This window comes from Pseudoalteromonas sp. NEC-BIFX-2020_015 (genome assembly GCF_012952265.1).
GTDB lineage: Bacteria > Pseudomonadota > Gammaproteobacteria > Enterobacterales > Alteromonadaceae > Pseudoalteromonas > Pseudoalteromonas neustonica.
Map to the genome: position 1 here is coordinate 32,711 of NZ_JABCJL010000009.1, position 20,586 is coordinate 53,296.

Genomic DNA, 20,586 nt, shown 5'->3' on the forward strand with positions numbered 1-20,586 from the left:
CGCGCGAAGTATGCTTGAGGTCAATCGCCCTGCAATGAATTGTTACATTATAACGGTTAGAAACCAATATATTGATTAATTAATAAGTTTTAGAGGGAAAATGCCTCTATAAGAGGCTTCTGATTATAGTTAAGCACACTCTAAGGCTTGGCTTACATCTGCAATAATATCGTCAATACTTTCAATGCCGACCGACAAACGAACTAAATCTCGACTAACGCCTGCATTTGCAAGCTCATCATCATTGAGTTGACGATGAGTTGTGGATGCGGGATGACAAGCAAGTGATTTGGCGTCGCCTATATTAACTAGCCGCAAGACCATATTAAGCGCATCAATAAAACGAGCGCCCGCTTGGGCCCCGCCTTTAATGCCAAAACTTAAAATTCCAGATGCTTTTGAATCCGTAATTTTTTTACTCATTTCATTATAAGGGCTTGATGCTAAGCCCGCGTAATTAACCCAAGACACTTTAGGATGATCTTCAAGGTACTGAGCGAGTTTTTGGGCATTTTCGCAGTGACGTTCCATTCTTAAGCCAAGTGTTTCAAGACCAATTAGAATGTCTGACGCGTTTTTAGGGGCCAATGCTGCGCCGGTATTTCTTAATGGCACAACACGGCAACGGCCTATAAAAGCAGCCTCAGCGAATGCATCTGTATACACAACATTATGATAAGACGGATCGGGCTCGTTCATCATAGCAAAACGTGTCACATTTGCTTTCCAATCAAATTTACCCGAATCAATGATGATGCCGCCAATGGCAGTTCCGTGGCCATTAATGTATTTAGTTAATGAATGCACAACAATATCTGCACCGTGCTCAAACGGACGACATAAGTAAGGCGTTGCAACGGTATTATCAACAATCAACGGTACACCCTTTTTGTGTGCAATTTCTGCAAGGCGTGCTATGTCAACAATATTACCAGCAGGGTTCCCTATTGACTCACAAAAAACAGCACGGGTATTTTCATCTATGGCATTTTCAAAAGCAGTAAAGTCGTCAGCTTTGATCATGCGAGCTTCAATACCTTGGCGTGGTAATGTGTGGGCAAATAGGTTGTACGTGCCACCGTATACCTGACTGGTGCTAACAATATTAGTGCCCACTTCACATAAACATTGTATTGCGTAAGTAATTGCGGCCATTCCAGAAGCAACTGCCAAGGCACCAATTCCGCCCTCCATTGCAGCTAGTCGCTGCTCAAGAACCGCGTTGGTGGGGTTCATGATTCGAGTGTAAATATTACCTGGTACTTTTAAGTCAAATAAATCAGCGCCATGCTGAGTGTTATCAAATGTATAAGATGATGTATGATAAATAGGCACCGCGGCAGATTTTGTGGTGGCTTCTGATTCATAGCCATGATGAAGTGCTAACGACTCTAATTTCATTATTATTCCTTTTAATTGATGAACTACGTGTAACTTAGCACCTTTCACTTCGTTGGTTCAATTTTTAAGCTCTATGTAGCTTAAAACACTGTAAGTTGCTCTGTAGATCACATGCTCAAGCAAAGTTTGGTTAATAACAAAAAAAGGAGCCGCAGCTCCATTTATACCCAAGCCATCTCAAGATCCAGTTTCAGTTGGAATTAAAAGCGATTTAGGCAAGGCATTGATTGAAAATAATGGTTGTTCCCTTATTAAAATCAATAACGCAGTGTAAATCGCTTTTAAACCAACCCGTTGGGCGTCTCATCTTGAGGTGGTTTGGGTATAGTCATTCGTCATGTTAATTATTTAACTAGATTAGGATGAGCGACCCCCATCCATGCTTTAAACAATGCCATTTGCTGTTCAGTAGCCTCTTTATTTACGACGATTTTTTTAGCTTTATCAAAGTCTTCAGTAAGAGTTAGTGTCGTGCTTTGAAGTGCATCACGGCGTATAAAGTCAACCGTCACTTTGTCACCCGCTTTGAATGTTTCAAGACTCGCTTTTAAATCTTTTCCAACATGCTTTTTGTTAATTGCTACAATTTTATCTGCCGTTGTTAAGCCCGCTTGCCACGCAGCACCACCACGACGAACATGCGTTAGCGTAAGTAACTCGCCACTATTTTTAGCCATCGCATCAACACTTGCTAATGTTTTAGCACCTTTAGGGCGTTCAAGCACAAGCCCTACTTTATTAAGTAAAATATCAAAATCAATTTTAGCTGGAGAGTCTACATTTGCAGCCCACCACGTACTATAGTCACGCCCAGTTAAGTCTTTTAAAATCGCTTTCACATTATCAACGCTAAACCCTTGTGGGAGTTTATGTAAATTATAAAGAGCACGATGAACATCGCGATAACTTTGCTTTCCTTGGCTATTCTCAAGTAGATCAATATCAAGCGCCATGGAGATTAATGACCCTTCTAAGTATATATTGGTGCTATAGTTACGCGCGTGGTCACCACCTTGATTAATCCATTTATCAAAACTTGTTTCAGTGGCGCTTTGTACGTCCCGACCCGGCGTTAATAAATGGCGGTTAACTGTTTTTGTTAAACTTTTAAAAAACTCATCTGTCGTTGATATACCAGAACGAACCATTAAATGATCTTCAAAGTAACTAGTTGAACCTTCGGCAATCCACAGTAACTTGTCAAAATTCATATTCGTATAATCATAAGGTACTAACCCTTCTGGGCGGTACGCTTTGACATTCCACGTATGAATAAATTCATGCGCTGCCGTACTAATAAATGCCAGGTAATCTTCGCGCGAACCAAAACGATCTCGCGGTCGTTGAATGATGGTTGAGTTTAAATGCTCTGTTGCACCACCAGCACCTGATGTGGCATGCACCATAAATACATAGCGCTCGTACGGATAATCATCCCAGATCACATTACCTGTTGTGACTAGTTTTTTAAGGTCTTTTAACATTAAGTCAACGTCATAGTTCCCTTCTCCCCAGATCACTAGCTCATAGTCACGACCACCCACTTTAAAAGTATGATGTTCATTAAGACCTGTTTCGATTGGCGAATCGACCAGTACATCATAATCTGCAGCTTTAAAACTATGTTTTGAGCCTGCGTTATCCATTCCTGACACAGAACGCCACGCTTTTGGAACATCAAGGGTTACCGTCACAGGCTCTTGACGAAATGACTCACTAAACATAAAAAAGCCGGATGCATCAATAAATGCATGACTATCGTCAATATGACGGGCACGCTTACCTAATTCATTGGCATACACTTGGTAATCTATTTGCACATCAGTTGGTTCGTCTAAGTGCACACGCCATGTACTGGCATTTATTTTTTCCCAATTAAGCGCTTTACCTTCATCATCTTTTGCTTGAAAAAAACGCACACCATTAGCCAGATTTAAAATCTCATAACGACCCGTGCGCCATGCCGGTAATTTAACATCTAAATGAGCTTGTGCTGTTTGAGGAAACGCAACACTTACATTCCCTAAATGATGCTCTGGTTGAGTGATCTCAAGAGAGTAATTTACGTCAGCGAATGCTGACTGAGAGAGTGCTGCTAATACCGATAATGCTAAAAAACGTTTCATATAGACTCTTTATTCTAAATTATCATTGCTATGTTATAAATTAGCCTAACAATGATGGCTATTAATGTGAATTAAAAGCGACAAAAAGACACAGTTATAAGCCCGATGAATAAAAATCACCATCAAATGCTAAGTTTTTGACTTCGCGACTACATTTGTTCCAATTTTGTTGTAAACTTAAGGCAATATAAAGATTTAATCAATGGCGGTAGCTATCAGTGTCACAACAGATCGAAGTTTTAAATAAAAAACTTAAACAAGCCATTGAGTCGCGCATGGTGATAGAGCATGCGCGCAAACAACAGGTCGATACATTAACCCATTTTTCAGCTAAATTATCATTAAGCTGTAAAGGTATGGACATTGAACTTGATAACCGTTTAGCTAAATTTCGTAGTGCATTAGCAAAAGGGGTCGATTTTGAAATGTTCGCGCCGCTTATTGATGAAGTTCTTACTCTATTAAAGGGGCAAGAAGCCCTACAGTCAGCTCATCAGCGTGAACTTTACAATAGTGTTCAAGATGCCGGTAAACAGCTGCAAAAAACAAAAGGGCTGCCTGATGACGCAAGACGTACGCTACGTCACTTGCTCGATCATGAATTAAATCAGGTCCAATCAAATAGGGATTTCATTCCTATTCTTAACCGCCTTGTTACTATTTACCATCAAGCTTTACATGCAAAACTTACATTAACTGACTCTAAGCAAGCATCATTACAACCCTCATTGGCAAAAGAACTCTTAAATTTAGCCAATGATTTAGTCTTTGAAGATGAAGCTGCGGAACAAGTTAAAACAATAAAAAATAATATCTCTGAAACGGATACTGTGGATGACTTATTAGTTTCAGCAATTGAAATTATCCGTATTATTGCCGGTAATATAAGTAAAGAGCGACAATCCGCTCAAAGCTTTTTAGTATCATTAAATCAAACACTTGAAGAATTACATCATTCAATTGTCTCAACCAGCAAACACTCACAATCGATGGGAGCTGAATTTGATGCACTTAATAAACGAATCGAAAGTAAAATAAATAATTTAACGTCACAAACGCAAAATGCAACGTCTATCTCATCGTTAAAGGCACTCGTTGATAATGAATTAAAGTCGCTTAGCCAAGATTTAATTGAAAAAGAACGCCTTGAACAAGAAGACCGTCAAGCGTTAATTTCCAGTTTTAACGAAATAAATCAACGAATTGGTAGTTTAGAAGGCAAGCTATCCAAGTATAAAAAACGTTTACATGAACAGCGTTTTAAAAGCCTACTCGATGGTTTAACTAAATTACCTAATCGTGCTGCATTTGATGAACGCTTTAATCATGAGTTTCACCTTTTTGCAGTCCAAGAATCAGATATGACATTAGTGGTTATTGATGTTGATCACTTTAAGTCAATTAATGATAAGTATGGACACAGTGCTGGTGACAAAACATTGCAAGTAATTGCAAAAGCGTTGCAAATGTCGATTCGTAAATCTGACTTTATTGCACGTTATGGTGGCGAAGAGTTTGTTTTATTAATGCCAGGTATGTCACTTGAACATGCAAGCCAGCCCCTTGAAAAACTACGTAAGGCTGTGAAAGGCATTCCATTTAAATTTAAGAATAAACAAGTCGAAATTACTATTTCACTTGGTGTTACTCAGTTTAAAAAAGGGGATACCCCTTTAAGTGCATTTGATCGTGCTGATGATGCGCTTTACAAAGCTAAAAATACAGGTCGTGACCGAATATGTATCAGTAAATAATCACGACCACCGAACTGCTTTTCAGCAAGGAGAATGCCTATGTTAATACAGTTAAACCCAACCGGTGTGTTAGATTTACTGTCACAATTAGAAGTAGACCTATTAGAGCAATCGTCCACGAGTGAACGTTATAAATTATTTAGAAATTGCGCGTTAGCAGTACTTAATGTTGGTAGCCATACAGATTCAAGCCTTGAAATTTATAATAAATATAAAGACTTTGACATTCGCTTAGTAAGTCGTGAGCGAGGCATTAAGATTGAATTAATTAACCCCCCTACTACGGCTTTTGTTGATGGTGAAATTATTACAGGTATCCACGAGCATATATTCTCTGTGATACGCGACATCTTGTTTATTTGCCAAAAATACGAAAAAGACTTAACAGATCAAAAAAGCATTACTCATATGGTCTTTGATATGTTGCGCAATGCTGCTGCGCTTCGCGTGAACAGCGATCCGAGTATGATAGTTTGCTGGGGCGGACATTCGATCAATGAAGTTGAATATAAATATACCAAACAAGTTGGTTATGAACTGGGCTTAAGAGGCTTAAACATTTGTACCGGTTGTGGCCCTGGCGCAATGAAAGGTCCAATGAAAGGCGCTACAATTGGCCACGCCAAACAACGTAATACCAACAACCGTTATTTAGGTTTAACAGAACCAAGCATTATTGCCGCAGAGCCACCTAATCCAATCGTTAACGAACTCGTTATCCTCCCTGATATTGAAAAGCGCCTTGAAGCATTTATTAGAACGGCTCACGGTATTATTATCTTTCCAGGTGGTGCGGGAACGGCCGAAGAGCTGCTTTATTTACTTGGCATTTTATTACATCCTGAGAATCAAAAGCAGTCGTTACCTGTCATTTTAACTGGGCCTAAAGAAAGCGAAAATTATTTCATTGAACTCTGCAAATTTGTAGAAATGACGTTAGGCACTGAAGCTCTTGATAAATTTGAAGTGATCATTGATAACCCTGAATTAGTGGGTATTAAATTAAAATCTGCGATGGCTAATGTACGCGATTACCGCAAGAGCCAAGGCGATGCTTACTACTTTAACTGGACACTGAAAATAGAAAACGATTTTCAACAGCCATTTTCCCCAACGCATAAAAATATGGCGGGACTTGATCTTCATTTAGATCAACCTAAGCAACAGCTTGCAGCTAATCTACGTCGTGCATTCTCTGGCATTGTTGCCGGCAATGTAAAAGATGAAGGGATCCAAGCAATAAAACAAGACGGTCGCTTTATTTTAAGTGGTGAACCTGAATTAATGAACGCCATGGATAAATTATTACGTGCATTTGTTGAACAAGGACGAATGAAACTTCCCGGCAGTAAATATACTCCATGTTACGAAATTAAAGCATGAGGATTTTTATTTAGTGTCTGGACAATTACTTTTAATAGATGCGCTTAATTTAATTAGGCGTATCTATGCTGTTGATAGTAATCAAAATAAAGGCAGCGATGAGCAAATGATTATAACGTGCTGCGCGCGTGTAGCGCATGCCTGTGAAAAATTACTAAAAATCACCCAAGCAACACATGCTATTGCAGTTTTTGATGGCGATAAAAGCTGGCGTTATCATTATTACAAGCAGTATAAAAGTAGCAGAGCACCAATGCCTGAAACTTTAAGAAATTCACTCGCTAAATTTAAACACGCCATAGAGCAAACTGGTATTATTGTTTTTGCACCCGTTAATGATGAAGCTGATGATATTATTGCCACTTTAGCGCATAAGATGGCAAAGAATCAGCTACATTCGACCATTGTATCTACCGACAAGGGCTTTTTACCTAGCCTAAATAATTACATTAGTGTGTACGACTATTTTAAAAAAGAGTATCTAGATTTAAATTCTATACACCAACGCTTTGGTGTTGAACAAGCTAGGTTGATTGATTTTTGGGCCATGGCTGGTGATAAAACCAATGATATTCCTGGAATAAAAGGTGTTGGAACTAAAACAGCACAAGACGTGATAGCTAAACACGCTGATATTACGTTAGCCGCCAATGATGAATCGCTTTCTCCCGGCACCCGTAAAAAACTAGCGTCTGGTATGGAAGACTATATTATTTCAAAAAACTTGGTTAGTTTGCGCACAGATATAAACTTAGGCTTTAGTTTAAAGCAGTTAAGACTCAATTAATCGCATTAGCATGGCACTGAATTTCAACTATGCGTATACTCAATTTTAAGTTTCAGTGTAAGAGTGTCAGATGTTTAAAAAGGTTTTTCGCTATCTAATATTAGGTTTAGGTGTCTATGCTTTAATTGCTACCTTGGTTATTACTTTTTATAAAGATGACCCTCAAGCAATGATTTGGCAAGACCGCGAAGCTTTCAATAAGCGTTATATTGATAAGTTAACGATAGAAAATCCCGTTAATTTGAACAGCGTATTAGATTATTTAGGTAGTCCAGATCTTACCTTTGCAAAGCGTGATAAAGAAGAAGTATGGCAAATTATTTTCTACCGCACTCAGCATATAAAGTCAGACGGGATCACCACTATGGATGAGTGCTCGGGGTTACTATTTAAAAATGGTGAATTAGTTTTATGGGGCCCAAGTGCATTTGATGCCTATCAGCGCGAAGGATAATATTAAATAATGGATACCGTCAATCCACAATCACTGGTAACCCTTTTTGAAAAAACACACCAAGTGCTGCGCTGTTATAATAATAAAAGCCAATGGCCCAATATTTATCCACTACTTAGTCAATTAGCTGAACGCTATTATCAAGTCTATGAGCACACACCACATGCTATGCAGGCTCAACTTACTTTGTACGTAAAAAGCTATGGGTATACGACGAACCTAGTTGTCAATCAATGTGTATTGATCACCGCATTTTGCAAAAGTTTAGGTTATGATAGTAAAGTTACACAACAACTCATTTTTGTTTGCCTTACAAACTACTTATGTGTTCAAACGCAAAGTAACAAGTTAGCACTTCGCCAACCACTTAATTTACAAGAAAAAAAGCAGTGGCAATGTCGCCACCAGCTTGCTATTAAACTTTTGCAATCTTCTCAGGTGCCAACGGATAATATCTCAGCAGTTTTAGCACGACTAAATAAATACAAACAAGCCTTACTTAGCACACCACAAATTATGATTTACGATGGCGCAACAATTTTAGTCGCCCTTGCAAATATAATCGCGATGAATATAACTTATCGTGAACACAATGATCATATCAGCGTTTATAAAGCGGTGGCTGATATTTACTTACGTACACCCAATCAGTTTGCACAATACGCACTAAAAAGTATCATTGCACATATAGGGCCCTTTATACCTGGAAGTGTTGTTAAACATGGTGAACAGGATCTCGTTTACATCGGTGAAGATAAAACTCAAAAACACCTTGTTATTTCTATTGATACAGAGCAAAAAATACGCTGGCATAGTATTAAAGCGCAACTAGATGCCAATGCTAAACAACGGCCCATTATAGATAAGCGAGTTTTATTCAGTGTTTGGTTTAGTGAGCACCTTGTAAAGAATGAGGAAGTTAATGAGCAGCAACAAGCGCTTTTAATACTGATAAGCCAAGTTAAAGTACAACATGAATATTCATACACGGCATTGATTAAATTATTACAGAATCAAACTCAAACAATTGAAAATTTATGTCAGTCAGTTAAACCTTATAATAAAGAAAATTTACCTGGTAAAGACTTACGACATAGCCTGTGTATGGTCGGCCTAGATAATGCCCCCGCAATAATACAGCACGTACTATTTGAGCAGCTTGTAACATCCCATAAGCACCCTTTACAGCGTCATATTCATTGTCGTTTACGCGGTATAATTAATATTCTAGCACTGTTTTTCAGACATAATAGTGAGCAACAATTTGAGCAACTTGCCTTGCCTGTTTATGCATATATATGTTATTTGATTGAGCACGCAAGTACTGATCTAAGCCGAAAAACATTGCATAGTAAAGAGCCAAATAATGATAAAAGCCCCCTACTCTCATGGTTATTTGGTGTTCGACAGTTAGACCCAGACTCCCTCAGCCAGTACTTACTCACCGTTTTAAGTGATAACCCATGGACTCAAGCCTTATTAGATGCTGAGCAACATAAAAAGAAATCACTCAGTGATTCGGCTAAGTTATGGGTCGCGGTTAAGTTAATTTCAACACAAGTATATCAACCAAAATACGTACTCAGCCCGTGGCAAAAGCAAATTTTAGATTCTGTATTAAAAGAACTTGGCTGGCCTAGTACTGCGAATTTTTATTCACAATTAACCAGCCTAGGTTTAAGTAATAGTGTATAAACAGCGCATTTTATAAGACATATTGACTATTTTCACGGTTTTTACTGGCAAAAAGTTGAATAAATTGCTATAAAAGCCGCTTAAATTTTCAAACTCATTCACGTAAATTATCTAACAAGTTATCGCAGTTTATTTTTGCGACATATTTACGTGTATTTCTAACTCGTAATAGGAAAAGTTCATGACCAAAAAAATCATCACAGTAATCAAAGGCGACGGTATCGGTCCAAGTATTATTGATTCAGCTCTTGAGATATTACAAGCCGCAGGATGCGATTTTGATTATGAATTCGTTGATGCTGGTCTAGCTGCCTTAGAGAAAACAGGTGAATTATTACCGCAAGAGACTATTGACACTATTGCACGTAATAAAATCACTTTAAAGGGCCCATTAACAACGCCTGTTGGTGAAGGTTTTACTTCAATCAACGTCACATTACGTAAGCAATTTGGTTTATACGCAAACGTGCGCCCAGTAAAATCATTTGTCGGAACAAAAGCCCGCTACGATGATATTGATATCATCACAGTACGTGAAAATACACAGGGTATGTATTCAGGTTTAGGCCAAGTGACTTCAGAAGATGGTAACGAAGCACAAGCAATGTCAATGATCACGCGTGACGGTGCTGAGAAAATCGTTACTTTTGCATATGAGCTTGCCGTGCGTGAAGGCCGTAAAAAAGTAACAGCTGTTCACAAAGCTAACATTTTAAAATCAACATCAGGTTTATTCTTAAAAGTAGCACGTGAAGTTGCAGAGCGTTACCCTGAAATTGAATCAACAGAAATGATTGTTGATGCTACTTGTATGAAATTAGTAATGAGCCCAGAAGAGTTTGACGTTATTGTTACAACAAACCTTTTTGGTGACATTTTATCTGACTTATGTGCAGGTCTAGTTGGTGGTCTTGGTATGGCGCCAGGTGCTAATATTGGTGAAGATGCAGCGATTTTTGAGGCTGTACATGGTAGTGCACCTGACATCGCTGGTAAAAACTTAGCAAACCCGACATCTGTGATCCTAGCGTCAATTCAAATGCTGGAGCATTTAGAAATGGGTGATACAGCTGAGCGCATCCGTAGCGCTGTAGCTGATGTGATTAAGACCGGTGATCGTACAACGCGTGATCTAGGTGGCAACCACGGAACTACCGATTTCACTCAAGCTGTAATTGACCGTCTATAATTTTTTCTGAACGGTTAAAAAGCACAAAAAACCAGTGTTAAAACTGGTTTTTTTGTGCCTGTCAATTTTCGATTCAACGGCCCTTTGTACTAACAATTTTATACCAATCGAGTTAAGTTACTGACCACTCATAGCGACAGGTAAATACGGTGATAACAAGGCATAAATTTTGACATGGTGTTGATCTCGGCAATTGCTCCTGCATTGCTCTACCTCCTGCATCCATGCAGTCGTACATGAAAAATTTATAACGCTGTTAGCGCTTTATTTAGCCCGCTAGAATGGTTAAATATCTAAGTCGATTGGTATTAGTACTCAATTCATAGACGTTTAATGAATAAATTAAGCGCTATCACCTATGCTCATACCTGCAACATCAGCTGAATACCCTGTGTTCAATCTTTAATTAATTGTATGAAATAGCATCTAAAAATATTTATCTCTCACATAATTAGAGCTCAACACCATTCCCATTATTAAGTTTTGTCATCGTAACGTCTTTGTCTACAATTAGACTCTGTAGCTGAGATCAAATCATCGATTCATCAACAGCTATCATTTTAAGCATAAATTCTTTAATTACCTCGTCAAAAAACACATTTTAAAGCTAGCTTAAAATAAAAAACCAATTAATTTGGAATTTTAATGCAAGATAGTCTTGCTGGCGGTTGACATTAGGTAGTAAAACACTTAAAAATAGAGGTAATAAAAAAGAGAATTAATTGTGTCTTAAGCACCGAATAATTAAATAGTTCATTAGAAATTTCATAACAAACATACAGAAGAAAAGTAATACTATGAAACATCAATTTCACCAAATAAACGTACTCGTACTGGTCTTAGTCTTAAGCCCTGCGAGGATGTATTAAAAGGTGAAACAGCTTTTTAAAAACCCTCGCTCCAGCGGGGGTTTTTTTATGCATTTAAATTGTAATACTAATTTAATTAAGTCTATTAAGTAACTATTTACTTGTAACCTTAATTAAAAGTATCAGGTACGTGAGGAATGAGGATGAGTACGAAACAATATAATGGCTCCGAACTAGTGGTTCAGGCATTAAAAGAGTTAAAGGTTAAATATATATTTGGCTACCCCGGTGGCTCTGTATTAGATCTTTATGATGCTTTATTTCAACAAGATGATGTTGAGCATATTTTAGTAAGACATGAACAAGCAGCAACGCACATGGCCGATGGCTATGCGCGTGCTACAGGCGACGTTGGGGTGGTTTTGGCTACTTCTGGGCCAGGTGCTACAAACTGCATAACGGGCATTGCGACAGCGTACATGGATTCAATTCCAATGGTTGTATTATCAGGCCAAGTACCTACTAACTTAATTGGTGATGATGCATTTCAGGAAACTGATATTATTGGCTGTTCTCGCCCTATTGTTAAACATAGTTTTAACTGTCGTAGCGCTAAAGATATTCCAACAATTTTAGCTAAGGCATTTTATATCGCAAGTAGCGGCCGCCCAGGGCCTGTCGTTGTTGAACTACCAAAAGACATGTTAAACCCAGCGTTAAAATTTGATTTTGAATTCCCTTCCACAACCGAATTACGAACCTACAACCCTAATACTAAAGGTCATTCAAAACAAATACGCAAAGCTGTAACTGCTATATTAGAAGCTAAAAAATTAGTTATTTATTCTGGCGGCGGTATCATCATTTCAAATACCTCAGAGCAACTAACACGTTTAGTAGAGTCACTTAATGCGCCAATTACCAATACTCTAATGGGTTTAGGTGGCATCAGTGGTGTACACCCCAACTTTATTGGCATGCTAGGCATGCACGGCAGCCTAGAAGCCAACAAAGCAATGGCCAATGCTGATGTAATCTTAGCCTTAGGTGCTCGTTTTGATGACAGGGTAACCAACAATGTTAAAAAGTTTTGCCCGAATGCAACTATTGTCCATGTTGATGTTGATCCAACATCTATTTCGAAAACAATAAAAGCCCATATTCCTGTCGTAGGTTGCCTTGCAACGGTACTTGAACAATTACAGACCGCGATAGATAAAAGCCCTTTAAATATAGACAGAAGTGCCCAAGAAGATTGGTGGCGTCAGATCATCAGCTGGCGCGAGCAAAAGTGCTTAAGCTACAGCAATGATGGCGAAAAAATAAAACCACAAGCTGTTATTGAAGCCCTCTATAAAGCAACAAATGGTGACGCTTATATCAGCTCAGATGTTGGCCAACATCAAATGTTTGCTGCACAATACTATCCGTTTAAAAATCCACGCCAATGGATCAACTCAGGAGGCTTAGGCACCATGGGTTTCGGTTTACCTGCAGCTATGGGCGTGAAGCTGGCATTTCCTGATAAAGAGTCAATTTGTGTGACTGGAGATGGTTCAATTCAAATGAATATTCAAGAATTATCAACCTGCATGCAATACAACTTAGCAGTCAAAATTGTTTCTTTGAATAATCGCTCATTAGGTATGGTACGCCAATGGCAAGATATGGTTTATGGCGGTCGCCACTCATCATCTTATATGGACTCACTGCCTGACTTTGTAAAATTAGCTGAAAGTTATGGTCACGTAGGCATTAAGGTAAATACACTAGATGAGTTACAGCCTGCGATTGACAAAGCTATGGCGATTACTGACAAGTTAGTATTTTTAGATATTTGTGTTGATGAAAAAGAACACGTTTACCCAATGCAGATTAAACTTGGGTCAATTGATGAGATGTGGCTACGTAAAGGAGTAAAAGCATAATGCGCCGTATACTATCTATTTTACTAGAAAATGAGCCAGGTGCCTTGTCGCGTATAGTTGGTCTGTTTTCACAACGCGCCTATAATATTGATAGCTTAACTGTAGGCACTACTGATGATCATTCATTATCACGGATCACCATCACCACAATGGGAGATGACCGTATTGTTGAACAAATCACTAAGCAAGTTAATAAACTTGTGGATGTTTTAAAAATCATCGACCTGACTGAAATAGCACATATTGAGCGTGAGTTATTACTCGTGAAAGTTCATGCTCAAGATGAGGCTAAACGTTCGGCAGTTACTCGCGTAGCCGATGTATTTAACGGCGCTATTTTAGATATGGGCCGCAATAGTTATACATTACAGCTCGTTAGCAGCACAGATAAAATTGAATCATTTTTAGACACTTTACGCCATGAGACCGATATTATAGAAGTGGTACGTTCTGGGGCTGTAGGCATAGGCCGTGGTGATAAAGCGTTAAGAATATAATAATTAAAAAGCACAAAAAAAGGGCTAAACAGCCCTTTTTTGTTAATAAGTGCTTTAACTTATTAAGGATTAACTTGGTCTTTTAGACCTTTGCCTGCTTTAAAGCTTGGGATAGTTGCCGCTGAAATTTGAATTTCTGCACCTGTTTGTGGGTTACGGCCAGTACGTGCAGCACGCTCTTTTACTGAGAAAGTACCAAAACCAACTAATGCAACAGAATCACCTTCTTTTAAAGATGTTGTTACAGCACCAGTAAACGCGTCAAGTGCACGTGTAGCCGCTGCTTTAGAGATTTCTGCATCAGTAGCGATTTTTTCAACTAATTGAGCTTTATTCATTTGTTAAATTCCTATTCGTTATTATTTTGCCTTCGCAAAACCTATCTTTATGCATTTTTTAAGTATTGGCAACAGCAAATTGCCATTTTTGTTTAAATTCTTAATAAATGGATAAAATTTGGATAATAGTCTTAAAAAATAATGCTTATATCATTAACGAATACTGAATTTAATGACTTTTTAATACTATTATAAAAAAACTATCTACTGTTCAATTTTTTCAATCACCAAAGTAACTTCACCAACCTCAATACCAAATTTATCAATAGCGGTACGGTTAATCAAGCGAGAATCTGTTACCAAGTACATCCAATCGTCAAAGTTAACTTCATAACTGCTACCATCAACAGACAACTCTAAAGAATATGTCCAATGAAAAACACTTCCATTACTCGCACCTTGCGCTATCCCAATGACATCACTAGCAGTTCCTGTTAATGTATTATCATCGTTTAAAGTTATATACCAAACGCGGCGCTGTGTTTCCCCATCATCGTAAACAAAATCTTCTTCTATAACGCCCTTATTGCCATCCCAAGACGCATCCATATCAACAACTAACTTACGGGTAAGTTCGCCTTTATAATCTTGTACGACACCGTAGGCTTTCAATTTACCATTGAAGAATGTCTTAAAATTAAACTCAGGCTGGCTTTGGCTGTAATAATCTACATCGGGCGCTGCACAGCTCGTTAAAAAAACAAGCATAAATAGAATTAAACCACGGATTGTATTGTTCATATTATTTCCTATTGATAGCGTTTGTAACAAATGGTAATTGTATTTAACGACCCAGTAATTGCTTGCGCATTTTAGGCTCAGATGTGTTTTCAGATAGCCATATAGAGAGGAAGTCATCCGCAAAATTAACATCCTTGATCGAGCCTAGCTCTTTATTTTGATGATAAAAAGTACCTACACCTGTTTCAGTCGTAATAAAAGTAAGTGTCTCGCCTTCTTTTATGTCAGGCCAGATTGCCAATAACTTATCATCATACTTTTTAACCAGTTGGTTTTTTCCTAGGTACTGCCACTGCTCGTTGGTTGCTTTGACAATGTCTTTTGCAGCAAAATCGCGAAGATAAGTAAGTGATAATTTAGTCGGGTGCTGAGGAAACTCGTACTGCCCTGTAGTCGTTGCCAAAGTAGCGTCATAAACATCCCAAAAAATGTACTCAAAACGAGACGTTCCGACGGTTTTAAAATCAGCCGAAACGCATTGACCAACAAAGGCTAAGCACACCGCACAGATTGTATTAGCTATAAAACGGTTCATGAATACCTTTAATTTAATAGTGAAGGTTAAATTTTTGGTGAGCTTTGATTGCTGTTTTGAGCAAAGCGTTTGTTCAAATACATAATGAGATTGAACATACATGACCAAGCCACCCCGTAAACAAGCCAAAACTGCAATAATGGTACAGCAATGGTAATAACACCAAAACGAGCACCCGCCCAATAACTTGCAGGTGCGCTAATGGCACAAACCAATAAAGAAAAAAACCAAGGGAGCTTATTTAAAAACTGCATTGAGGTATTCAAAGTCAGTAATAATGCACACCACAATAATACAAGCCAAAACGGGAAAGGTGACTGTTTAAAATACAACATCCCTGATAAAACCATTAAATACTCGTATGTTAGCGCTATAACTAAGCCAAATGTGATCAGTATTAAATCTTGTTTTTTCTGTTTAGACAGATAAACCATTAGACCAATTACACAGAGTATTGGAATTATTGCTCTAGTTTCAAGGAGTAAGGCCATAAACCAAACACCTTGAAACAATGCAAAATTAATAACCGAGCGCAATGTCGTCTCTTGAATGGCTAAAGCGAGGTTTACGTGCCACTAAATGAACAGTGCTGGTTGCTCTGGTGCGAAAAGCCCCTTCACAATAGGCTAAATAGAAAAGCCAAAGACGATAAAAGCGCTGATCAAACTTAGTTTTATCAATTTCAGGCCAACTTGCGACAAAGCGAGAACGCCAATCTGCTAATGTTCTCGCGTAATGGACTCCTATGTCCTTTATGCTATGGACTACCATGTCGGACTGCTGCTTTATTTGTTTATTCATTTCATCAATACACGGTAAGCATCCACCAGGGAATATATACTGCTGTATGAAATCAGAATTTTTTAAATAGTGCTTGTAACGTTGATCGGCAATAGTTATTGCTTGAATTAGCATCGCACCAGACTCTTTCAATAATTCATTGCACTTTTTGAAAAAACTCGGTAAATATTCATGCCCTACAGCCTCGATCATCTCTATGGAAACAAGCTTGTCATATCGCCCTTCAAGTAAGCGATAGTCTTTTTTAAGCAACGTTATTTTGTCCTCTAAACCTAGCTCAGCTACTTTTTGTGCTACGTATGAGTATTGTTCATCTGAAATTGTCGTGGTTGTAACATGACAGCCATAATGCGTTACTGCATGTATTGCAAATGCTCCCCAGCCGGTTCCAATTTCAACTACTTTTTCGCCTGGCTGTAAATCTATTTGCTGACAAATTAAATCGAGTTTATGTTTTTGTGCATCTTCTAAAGAAGCGCTTTTTGATGGATAAACTGCACTTGAGTACAACATTTCAGTGCTTAAAAACGATGAATAAAGCTCATTACCAAGATCGTAATGAGCAACAATATTCTTTTTTGAACCGTGCTCTGAGTTTTTGTTCTTAAAATGATTTAATCGAAAGTAAATATTACTGAAAAATGCAAATTTCTTCTCAAATGCATCGAGCTCATTTTGATTAATGGCAAATATTTCAATTAATTTGGTTAAATCATCACAATCCCAATGACCAAGGATATATGATTCACCCGCACCTACACTGCCTGATAAAGCGAAGGACTTGTACATAGCATTACTGTGAACTGTAAGCTTTACATTGAGTTCGCTTTTTTTATCACCAAAATGAGTTACATTGTTACCTTCTAACAAAATTACATGCCCGGTTTTTAGACTATTAAAGGCACCGAAGACAAGTTTTTTATATATTTTTATCAGCCAATCACTCGATTGCACAGTCTCTAAACTGGATACTTTTTCCATAACATCACCTAAATTCTTACTAATGCAGATTAGCTGCCTTTACCTGAGTGCCCAATAAATGGCACTCGTTTACAAAATAATTTAAAAGCATGGACGTATATCCCTTTGAAAATACTCCACGTCATTGCTGGAAATTGCTTTAAAAGTGCAGATACACTCTCATTGTTCAATGATTGGCGTTTTAATCTAAGCGTCGCATCAAACAATACAGTGCCATCTTTTTTGTTTTCTATATGAATCATTGCATTATCGTTCTTAAAACGCGTATTCCAATGGTAGTTCATATCTAAATCCATGAAAGGTGATACGGAAAAAACCTTCTTAAAGTTCACTTTTTTTTCTATTGGTACTAAATAATAATGCCGCTCATTCCAAGGAGTATTACTTACCTCTGCGACCATATGCGTGAAATCACCGGACTTGCTTTGATAAAAGAAAAAGTTAACCGGACTAAAGTAAAGACCAAAACACCGTAACTGACCAAGCATGTATACGTTTTCAAATATATCTGAAACCCCAAACTCGGCTATTTTTTTAAATGCACGATCGGAGATAGTTTCATGTATATTTTCGTCTTGATTAAGATAATCTGCTTGATTAAACTTAAGCGCTTTAAACCCTTTAGTGCCCAACCCTTTATGTATATTATTGAGTGATTCAGGATCAATAAGGTCCACCCACATCATATAGATGGGGTGTTTAAAATAATGGGATTTAACAGCAAATCGGCGATGTTTTATATCACCAATATACACCGCGCTAGTCAAACTCAACACCAAGCTGACGCGCTACATCTACCGCACTTTTAACGCCGTCTTCATGAAATCCGTTATACCAATAAGCGCCGCAAAAATAGCTATTATTTTCGCCATCAACTAATTTTTTTTGCCGCTGGGCTGCAATTGACGCCTTATTAAATACAGGATGATAATAGGTAAATTCACGAAGTATTTTTTCTTTATCAATACCTTGCTTGTGATTAAGTGTCACACAAAACTGTGTGTCACTTTTAATTCCCTGCAAAATATTCATTTGATATGTCACAACAGCAGCTTTATCTACATTATCATTGAGTAGGTAATTCCAGCTTGCCCAAGCCGCTTTACGCTTTGGCAATAGTCGCGTATCTGTATGTAATATAACTGAGTTTTCAGTGTAAGGAATAGCACCTAGCACCTTTTTCTCATCATCTGTAGGCGAATCCAATAATTTAAGAGCTTGATCTGAATGGCATGCAAATACTACTTTATCAAACTCTTCACTGTGACCATCGGCAAAAGAAAGCGTTACACCTAGGTCCCTCCTTACCACTGACTTTATATCGCTATTTAACTTTATATTATCAGCAAAACCTTTTATTAACGGCGCTATGTATTCTCTGGAACCACCCGGTATTACGTACCATTGAGGGCGATTAGTAATATCAAGAAGCCCATGATTAAAAAAGAACTTTACAAAAAATTCAACGCCTACGCCGCTCATTTCTTTTATGCTGGTAGACCAAATCGCTGCGCCCATAGGCAAGATATAATGATAACGAAAAAAATCATTAAATCCGTGCTCATCTAATAAATTGCCCAGAGTTTGACCCTGCGTGTATTTATTGTCATGGTGTAGAACCTTGCATAATTTATTAAAGCGGACGATATCAGCCAGTAGTTTCCAAAAACGAGGACGAAAAATATTTCGTTTTTGAGCAAATAGGCTGGTAAACGTGTGGCCATTGTATTCAAAGCCTGTTTCTTCATTATGAACACTGAAACTCATTTCAGTCGGCTTTCGCTCTATGCCAATACGCTTTAATAGTTTTTCAAAGTAATGATATGTACGGTCATTAAATACGATGAAACCGGTATCTATGGCGTAATTTTTACCATTAACATCAACATCTACTGTTGCAGTATGCCCACCAATATAATTATTTTTCTCAAAAACGGTGATATCGTACTGTTTATGTAACAAATGAGCACAACTTAAACCGGATACGCCGGAACCTATTATTGCTATTTTTTTCAACGTGATAATCCTTTTGCAAGCTTTAACCACAGAGGGAGTGGCAGCACGCGTAAACACTTTAAGATTAAAGTAAATCGATACGGAAAATGAATTTCCTTACGGCGTTTGCAAACGCCTTTAATAATATAATCGGCCGCTTTTTCTGCCGTAACTGCCATAGGCATCGGAAAATCGTTCTTCTGTGTAAGTGGGGTTTTAACGAAGCCTGGATGAACGAGCGATACATCGACATCAGTTAAATCAACAGCAAGGCTTTTTGCTAAATAACTTACTCCCGCTTTTGAAGCTCCATATGCCTCAGAGCGAGGTAGTGGTAGATAAGTAACACTTGAACTGACTATAACTAATTGCCCACCTGACTTTATTTTTGGTAATAAGGCATCAAGGCAATAACCCATTGAGAGTAGATTTGTTGTAACGACACGCGCAAATAAAGCGCTGTCGAAGTTTCGAGCATCATTAATATATTCACAATTTCCGGCATTTAATATGACACGGTCAAACTGTTCGTAATGAGCTGTAGCCTGTTTCACTGCATCAACATCGGTAGCATCAAATTTACATGCCTCAATGTAGTTATAACCTGACAATTGAGCTAATTTTTCCTCATTGCGACCACAAGCAATAACGCGATCACCTAGAGCAGCATATTGCTTTGCAAGCTCCTCACCAATACCAGAAGTCGCACCTGTAATGAGTGTAATCATGATTGTGTCGCTCGCTTATTGATAAGTTTAATAACAGGGCCTATTAATGGGATTTGTTGGTATAATAGCTCACCTACATCAAAGTAATCTCGGTGCAATTTTATTTTGTTCCCATCGAAAACCAGATGACTATGACCCTGAACAGCGATTTCTTTGTGCGATGCTAATTTAGGGTGACGATAGTACATAGTCCAATATAAAAAAGCGTTATCATCTACGCTATGAAAGCTTGAAATATCAAACCGACATTCAGTTACATTACTGTATAAATCGGCGAAGTAACTGTGAAGATCATCTAAACCATTAACAGTATGCAATGGGTCTGAAAAACAGATTGATGGATGATAAATATCGTCAAGTAAATGTAGGCTATCTTTACTTAGCTGTTGATAAATATTGACAAAATTCTCAATTTTTTGTTCGCGCATTTTATACCTTAAAACA

Annotated in this window: 19 protein-coding genes; 8 read left to right on the plus strand and 11 right to left on the minus strand. The window is 38.0% G+C overall.

Features of this window, described 5'->3' with window-relative positions:
- Window positions 1-129: 129 nt before the first annotated feature.
- Together HH219_RS08600 and HH219_RS08605 are read right to left on the minus strand one after the other, a co-directional pair.
- Window positions 130-1,401 carry an aminotransferase class I/II-fold pyridoxal phosphate-dependent enzyme gene (locus HH219_RS08600; RefSeq protein ID WP_169327174.1) on the minus strand — a complete coding sequence of 424 codons (1,272 nt, stop codon included), beginning with the start codon at window positions 1,399-1,401 and terminating at the stop codon, window positions 130-132.
- A 344-nt stretch (window positions 1,402-1,745) separates the two neighbouring features.
- Window positions 1,746-3,527: a PDZ domain-containing protein gene (locus HH219_RS08605; RefSeq protein WP_169327175.1), complete on the minus strand. Its 1,782-nt coding sequence runs from the start codon at window positions 3,525-3,527 to the stop codon at window positions 1,746-1,748.
- A gap of 218 nt (window positions 3,528-3,745) precedes the next feature.
- Here HH219_RS08605 and HH219_RS08610 point away from each other — a divergent pair, with 218 nt between their 5' ends.
- The 8 genes from HH219_RS08610 (at window position 3,746) to ilvN (ending at window position 14,023) form a co-directional block, all read left to right on the plus strand.
- Window positions 3,746-5,281 carry a GGDEF domain-containing protein gene (locus tag HH219_RS08610; RefSeq protein ID WP_331458686.1) on the plus strand — a complete coding sequence of 512 codons (1,536 nt, stop codon included), beginning with the start codon at window positions 3,746-3,748 and terminating at the stop codon, window positions 5,279-5,281.
- Between the two features lie 39 nt (window positions 5,282-5,320).
- Window positions 5,321-6,664, plus strand: coding sequence for a nucleotide 5'-monophosphate nucleosidase PpnN (ppnN, locus tag HH219_RS08615; RefSeq protein WP_054203766.1), 1,344 nt, complete (start codon window positions 5,321-5,323; stop codon window positions 6,662-6,664).
- Window positions 6,665-6,677: 13 nt separating this feature from the next.
- On the plus strand, window positions 6,678-7,451 hold the full coding sequence (gene xni, locus HH219_RS08620) for a flap endonuclease Xni (protein WP_054454648.1): 774 nt from the start codon (window positions 6,678-6,680) through the stop codon (window positions 7,449-7,451).
- A gap of 70 nt (window positions 7,452-7,521) precedes the next feature.
- Entirely contained in the window at window positions 7,522-7,905 is a 384-nt protein-coding gene (locus HH219_RS08625; RefSeq protein ID WP_054203768.1) for a DUF3192 domain-containing protein, read from the plus strand.
- 9 nt (window positions 7,906-7,914) lie between these two features.
- Window positions 7,915-9,600 carry a hypothetical protein gene (locus HH219_RS08630; RefSeq protein ID WP_169327176.1) on the plus strand — a complete coding sequence of 562 codons (1,686 nt, stop codon included), beginning with the start codon at window positions 7,915-7,917 and terminating at the stop codon, window positions 9,598-9,600.
- A gap of 181 nt (window positions 9,601-9,781) precedes the next feature.
- Complete coding sequence (locus HH219_RS08635; RefSeq protein WP_054203770.1) at window positions 9,782-10,789, plus strand: isocitrate dehydrogenase; 1,008 nt, start codon at window positions 9,782-9,784, stop codon at window positions 10,787-10,789.
- A 1,012-nt stretch (window positions 10,790-11,801) separates the two neighbouring features.
- The gene (locus HH219_RS08640; protein ID WP_169327177.1) at window positions 11,802-13,526 is read left to right on the plus strand and encodes an acetolactate synthase 3 large subunit; all 1,725 of its coding nucleotides are present in this window, start codon (window positions 11,802-11,804) and stop codon (window positions 13,524-13,526) included.
- A complete protein-coding gene (gene ilvN, locus HH219_RS08645) occupies window positions 13,526-14,023 on the plus strand; it encodes an acetolactate synthase small subunit (protein WP_054203772.1) in 498 nt (165 codons plus the stop codon). The genes HH219_RS08640 and ilvN overlap by 1 nt, the downstream gene beginning before the upstream one ends.
- Before the next feature lie 62 nt (window positions 14,024-14,085).
- On the opposite strand, the gene HH219_RS08650 is transcribed toward ilvN, so the two are convergent.
- The 9 genes from HH219_RS08650 to HH219_RS08690 form a co-directional block, all read right to left on the minus strand.
- Window positions 14,086-14,361: an HU family DNA-binding protein gene (locus HH219_RS08650; protein ID WP_054203773.1), complete on the minus strand. Its 276-nt coding sequence runs from the start codon at window positions 14,359-14,361 to the stop codon at window positions 14,086-14,088.
- 204 nt (window positions 14,362-14,565) lie between these two features.
- Window positions 14,566-15,102 (minus strand): DUF3833 domain-containing protein, encoded by a 537-nt coding sequence (locus HH219_RS08655; RefSeq protein WP_054454651.1) that lies wholly within the window; start codon window positions 15,100-15,102, stop codon window positions 14,566-14,568.
- Between the two features lie 43 nt (window positions 15,103-15,145).
- Window positions 15,146-15,637, minus strand: coding sequence for a chalcone isomerase family protein (locus tag HH219_RS08660; protein WP_169327178.1), 492 nt, complete (start codon window positions 15,635-15,637; stop codon window positions 15,146-15,148).
- 26 nt (window positions 15,638-15,663) lie between these two features.
- Complete coding sequence (locus HH219_RS08665) at window positions 15,664-16,128, minus strand: DUF2878 domain-containing protein (protein ID WP_249118481.1); 465 nt, start codon at window positions 16,126-16,128, stop codon at window positions 15,664-15,666.
- A 28-nt stretch (window positions 16,129-16,156) separates the two neighbouring features.
- Window positions 16,157-17,419 (minus strand): cyclopropane-fatty-acyl-phospholipid synthase family protein, encoded by a 1,263-nt coding sequence (locus tag HH219_RS08670; protein WP_054203775.1) that lies wholly within the window; start codon window positions 17,417-17,419, stop codon window positions 16,157-16,159.
- Between the two features lie 29 nt (window positions 17,420-17,448).
- Window positions 17,449-18,186, minus strand: a complete 738-nt coding sequence (locus HH219_RS08675; RefSeq protein ID WP_169327263.1) for a DUF1365 domain-containing protein — start codon at window positions 18,184-18,186, stop codon at window positions 17,449-17,451.
- Window positions 18,179-19,435: an FAD-dependent oxidoreductase gene (locus HH219_RS08680; protein WP_169327180.1), complete on the minus strand. Its 1,257-nt coding sequence runs from the start codon at window positions 19,433-19,435 to the stop codon at window positions 18,179-18,181. The genes HH219_RS08675 and HH219_RS08680 overlap by 8 nt, the downstream gene beginning before the upstream one ends.
- Entirely contained in the window at window positions 19,432-20,142 is a 711-nt protein-coding gene (locus tag HH219_RS08685) for an SDR family NAD(P)-dependent oxidoreductase (RefSeq protein WP_169327181.1), read from the minus strand. Before HH219_RS08685 ends, HH219_RS08680 begins: the two co-directional genes overlap by 4 nt.
- Window positions 20,139-20,570 carry a nuclear transport factor 2 family protein gene (locus tag HH219_RS08690; RefSeq protein ID WP_169327182.1) on the minus strand — a complete coding sequence of 144 codons (432 nt, stop codon included), beginning with the start codon at window positions 20,568-20,570 and terminating at the stop codon, window positions 20,139-20,141. The genes HH219_RS08685 and HH219_RS08690 overlap by 4 nt, the downstream gene beginning before the upstream one ends.
- Between the last annotated feature and the right edge of the window lie 16 nt (window positions 20,571-20,586).

Bases quoted from the DNA above. Each gene is read 5' to 3' on its own strand.
- HH219_RS08600 (WP_169327174.1), bottom strand. From the start codon at position 1,401: ATGAAATTAGAGTCGTTAGCACTTCATCATGGCTATGAATCAGAAGCC.
- HH219_RS08605 (WP_169327175.1), bottom strand. From the start codon at position 3,527: ATGAAACGTTTTTTAGCATTATCGGTATTAGCAGCACTCTCTCAGTCA.
- ppnN (WP_054203766.1), top strand. From the start codon at position 5,321: ATGTTAATACAGTTAAACCCAACCGGTGTGTTAGATTTACTGTCACAA.
- HH219_RS08625 (WP_054203768.1), top strand. From the start codon at position 7,522: ATGTTTAAAAAGGTTTTTCGCTATCTAATATTAGGTTTAGGTGTCTAT.
- HH219_RS08630 (WP_169327176.1), top strand. From the start codon at position 7,915: ATGGATACCGTCAATCCACAATCACTGGTAACCCTTTTTGAAAAAACA.
- HH219_RS08635 (WP_054203770.1), top strand. From the start codon at position 9,782: ATGACCAAAAAAATCATCACAGTAATCAAAGGCGACGGTATCGGTCCA.
- HH219_RS08640 (WP_169327177.1), top strand. From the start codon at position 11,802: ATGAGTACGAAACAATATAATGGCTCCGAACTAGTGGTTCAGGCATTA.
- ilvN (WP_054203772.1), top strand. From the start codon at position 13,526: ATGCGCCGTATACTATCTATTTTACTAGAAAATGAGCCAGGTGCCTTG.
- HH219_RS08650 (WP_054203773.1), bottom strand. From the start codon at position 14,361: ATGAATAAAGCTCAATTAGTTGAAAAAATCGCTACTGATGCAGAAATC.
- HH219_RS08655 (WP_054454651.1), bottom strand. From the start codon at position 15,102: ATGAACAATACAATCCGTGGTTTAATTCTATTTATGCTTGTTTTTTTA.
- HH219_RS08660 (WP_169327178.1), bottom strand. From the start codon at position 15,637: ATGAACCGTTTTATAGCTAATACAATCTGTGCGGTGTGCTTAGCCTTT.
- HH219_RS08665 (WP_249118481.1), bottom strand. From the start codon at position 16,128: ATGGCCTTACTCCTTGAAACTAGAGCAATAATTCCAATACTCTGTGTA.
- HH219_RS08670 (WP_054203775.1), bottom strand. From the start codon at position 17,419: ATGGAAAAAGTATCCAGTTTAGAGACTGTGCAATCGAGTGATTGGCTG.
- HH219_RS08685 (WP_169327181.1), bottom strand. From the start codon at position 20,142: ATGATTACACTCATTACAGGTGCGACTTCTGGTATTGGTGAGGAGCTT.
- HH219_RS08690 (WP_169327182.1), bottom strand. From the start codon at position 20,570: ATGCGCGAACAAAAAATTGAGAATTTTGTCAATATTTATCAACAGCTA.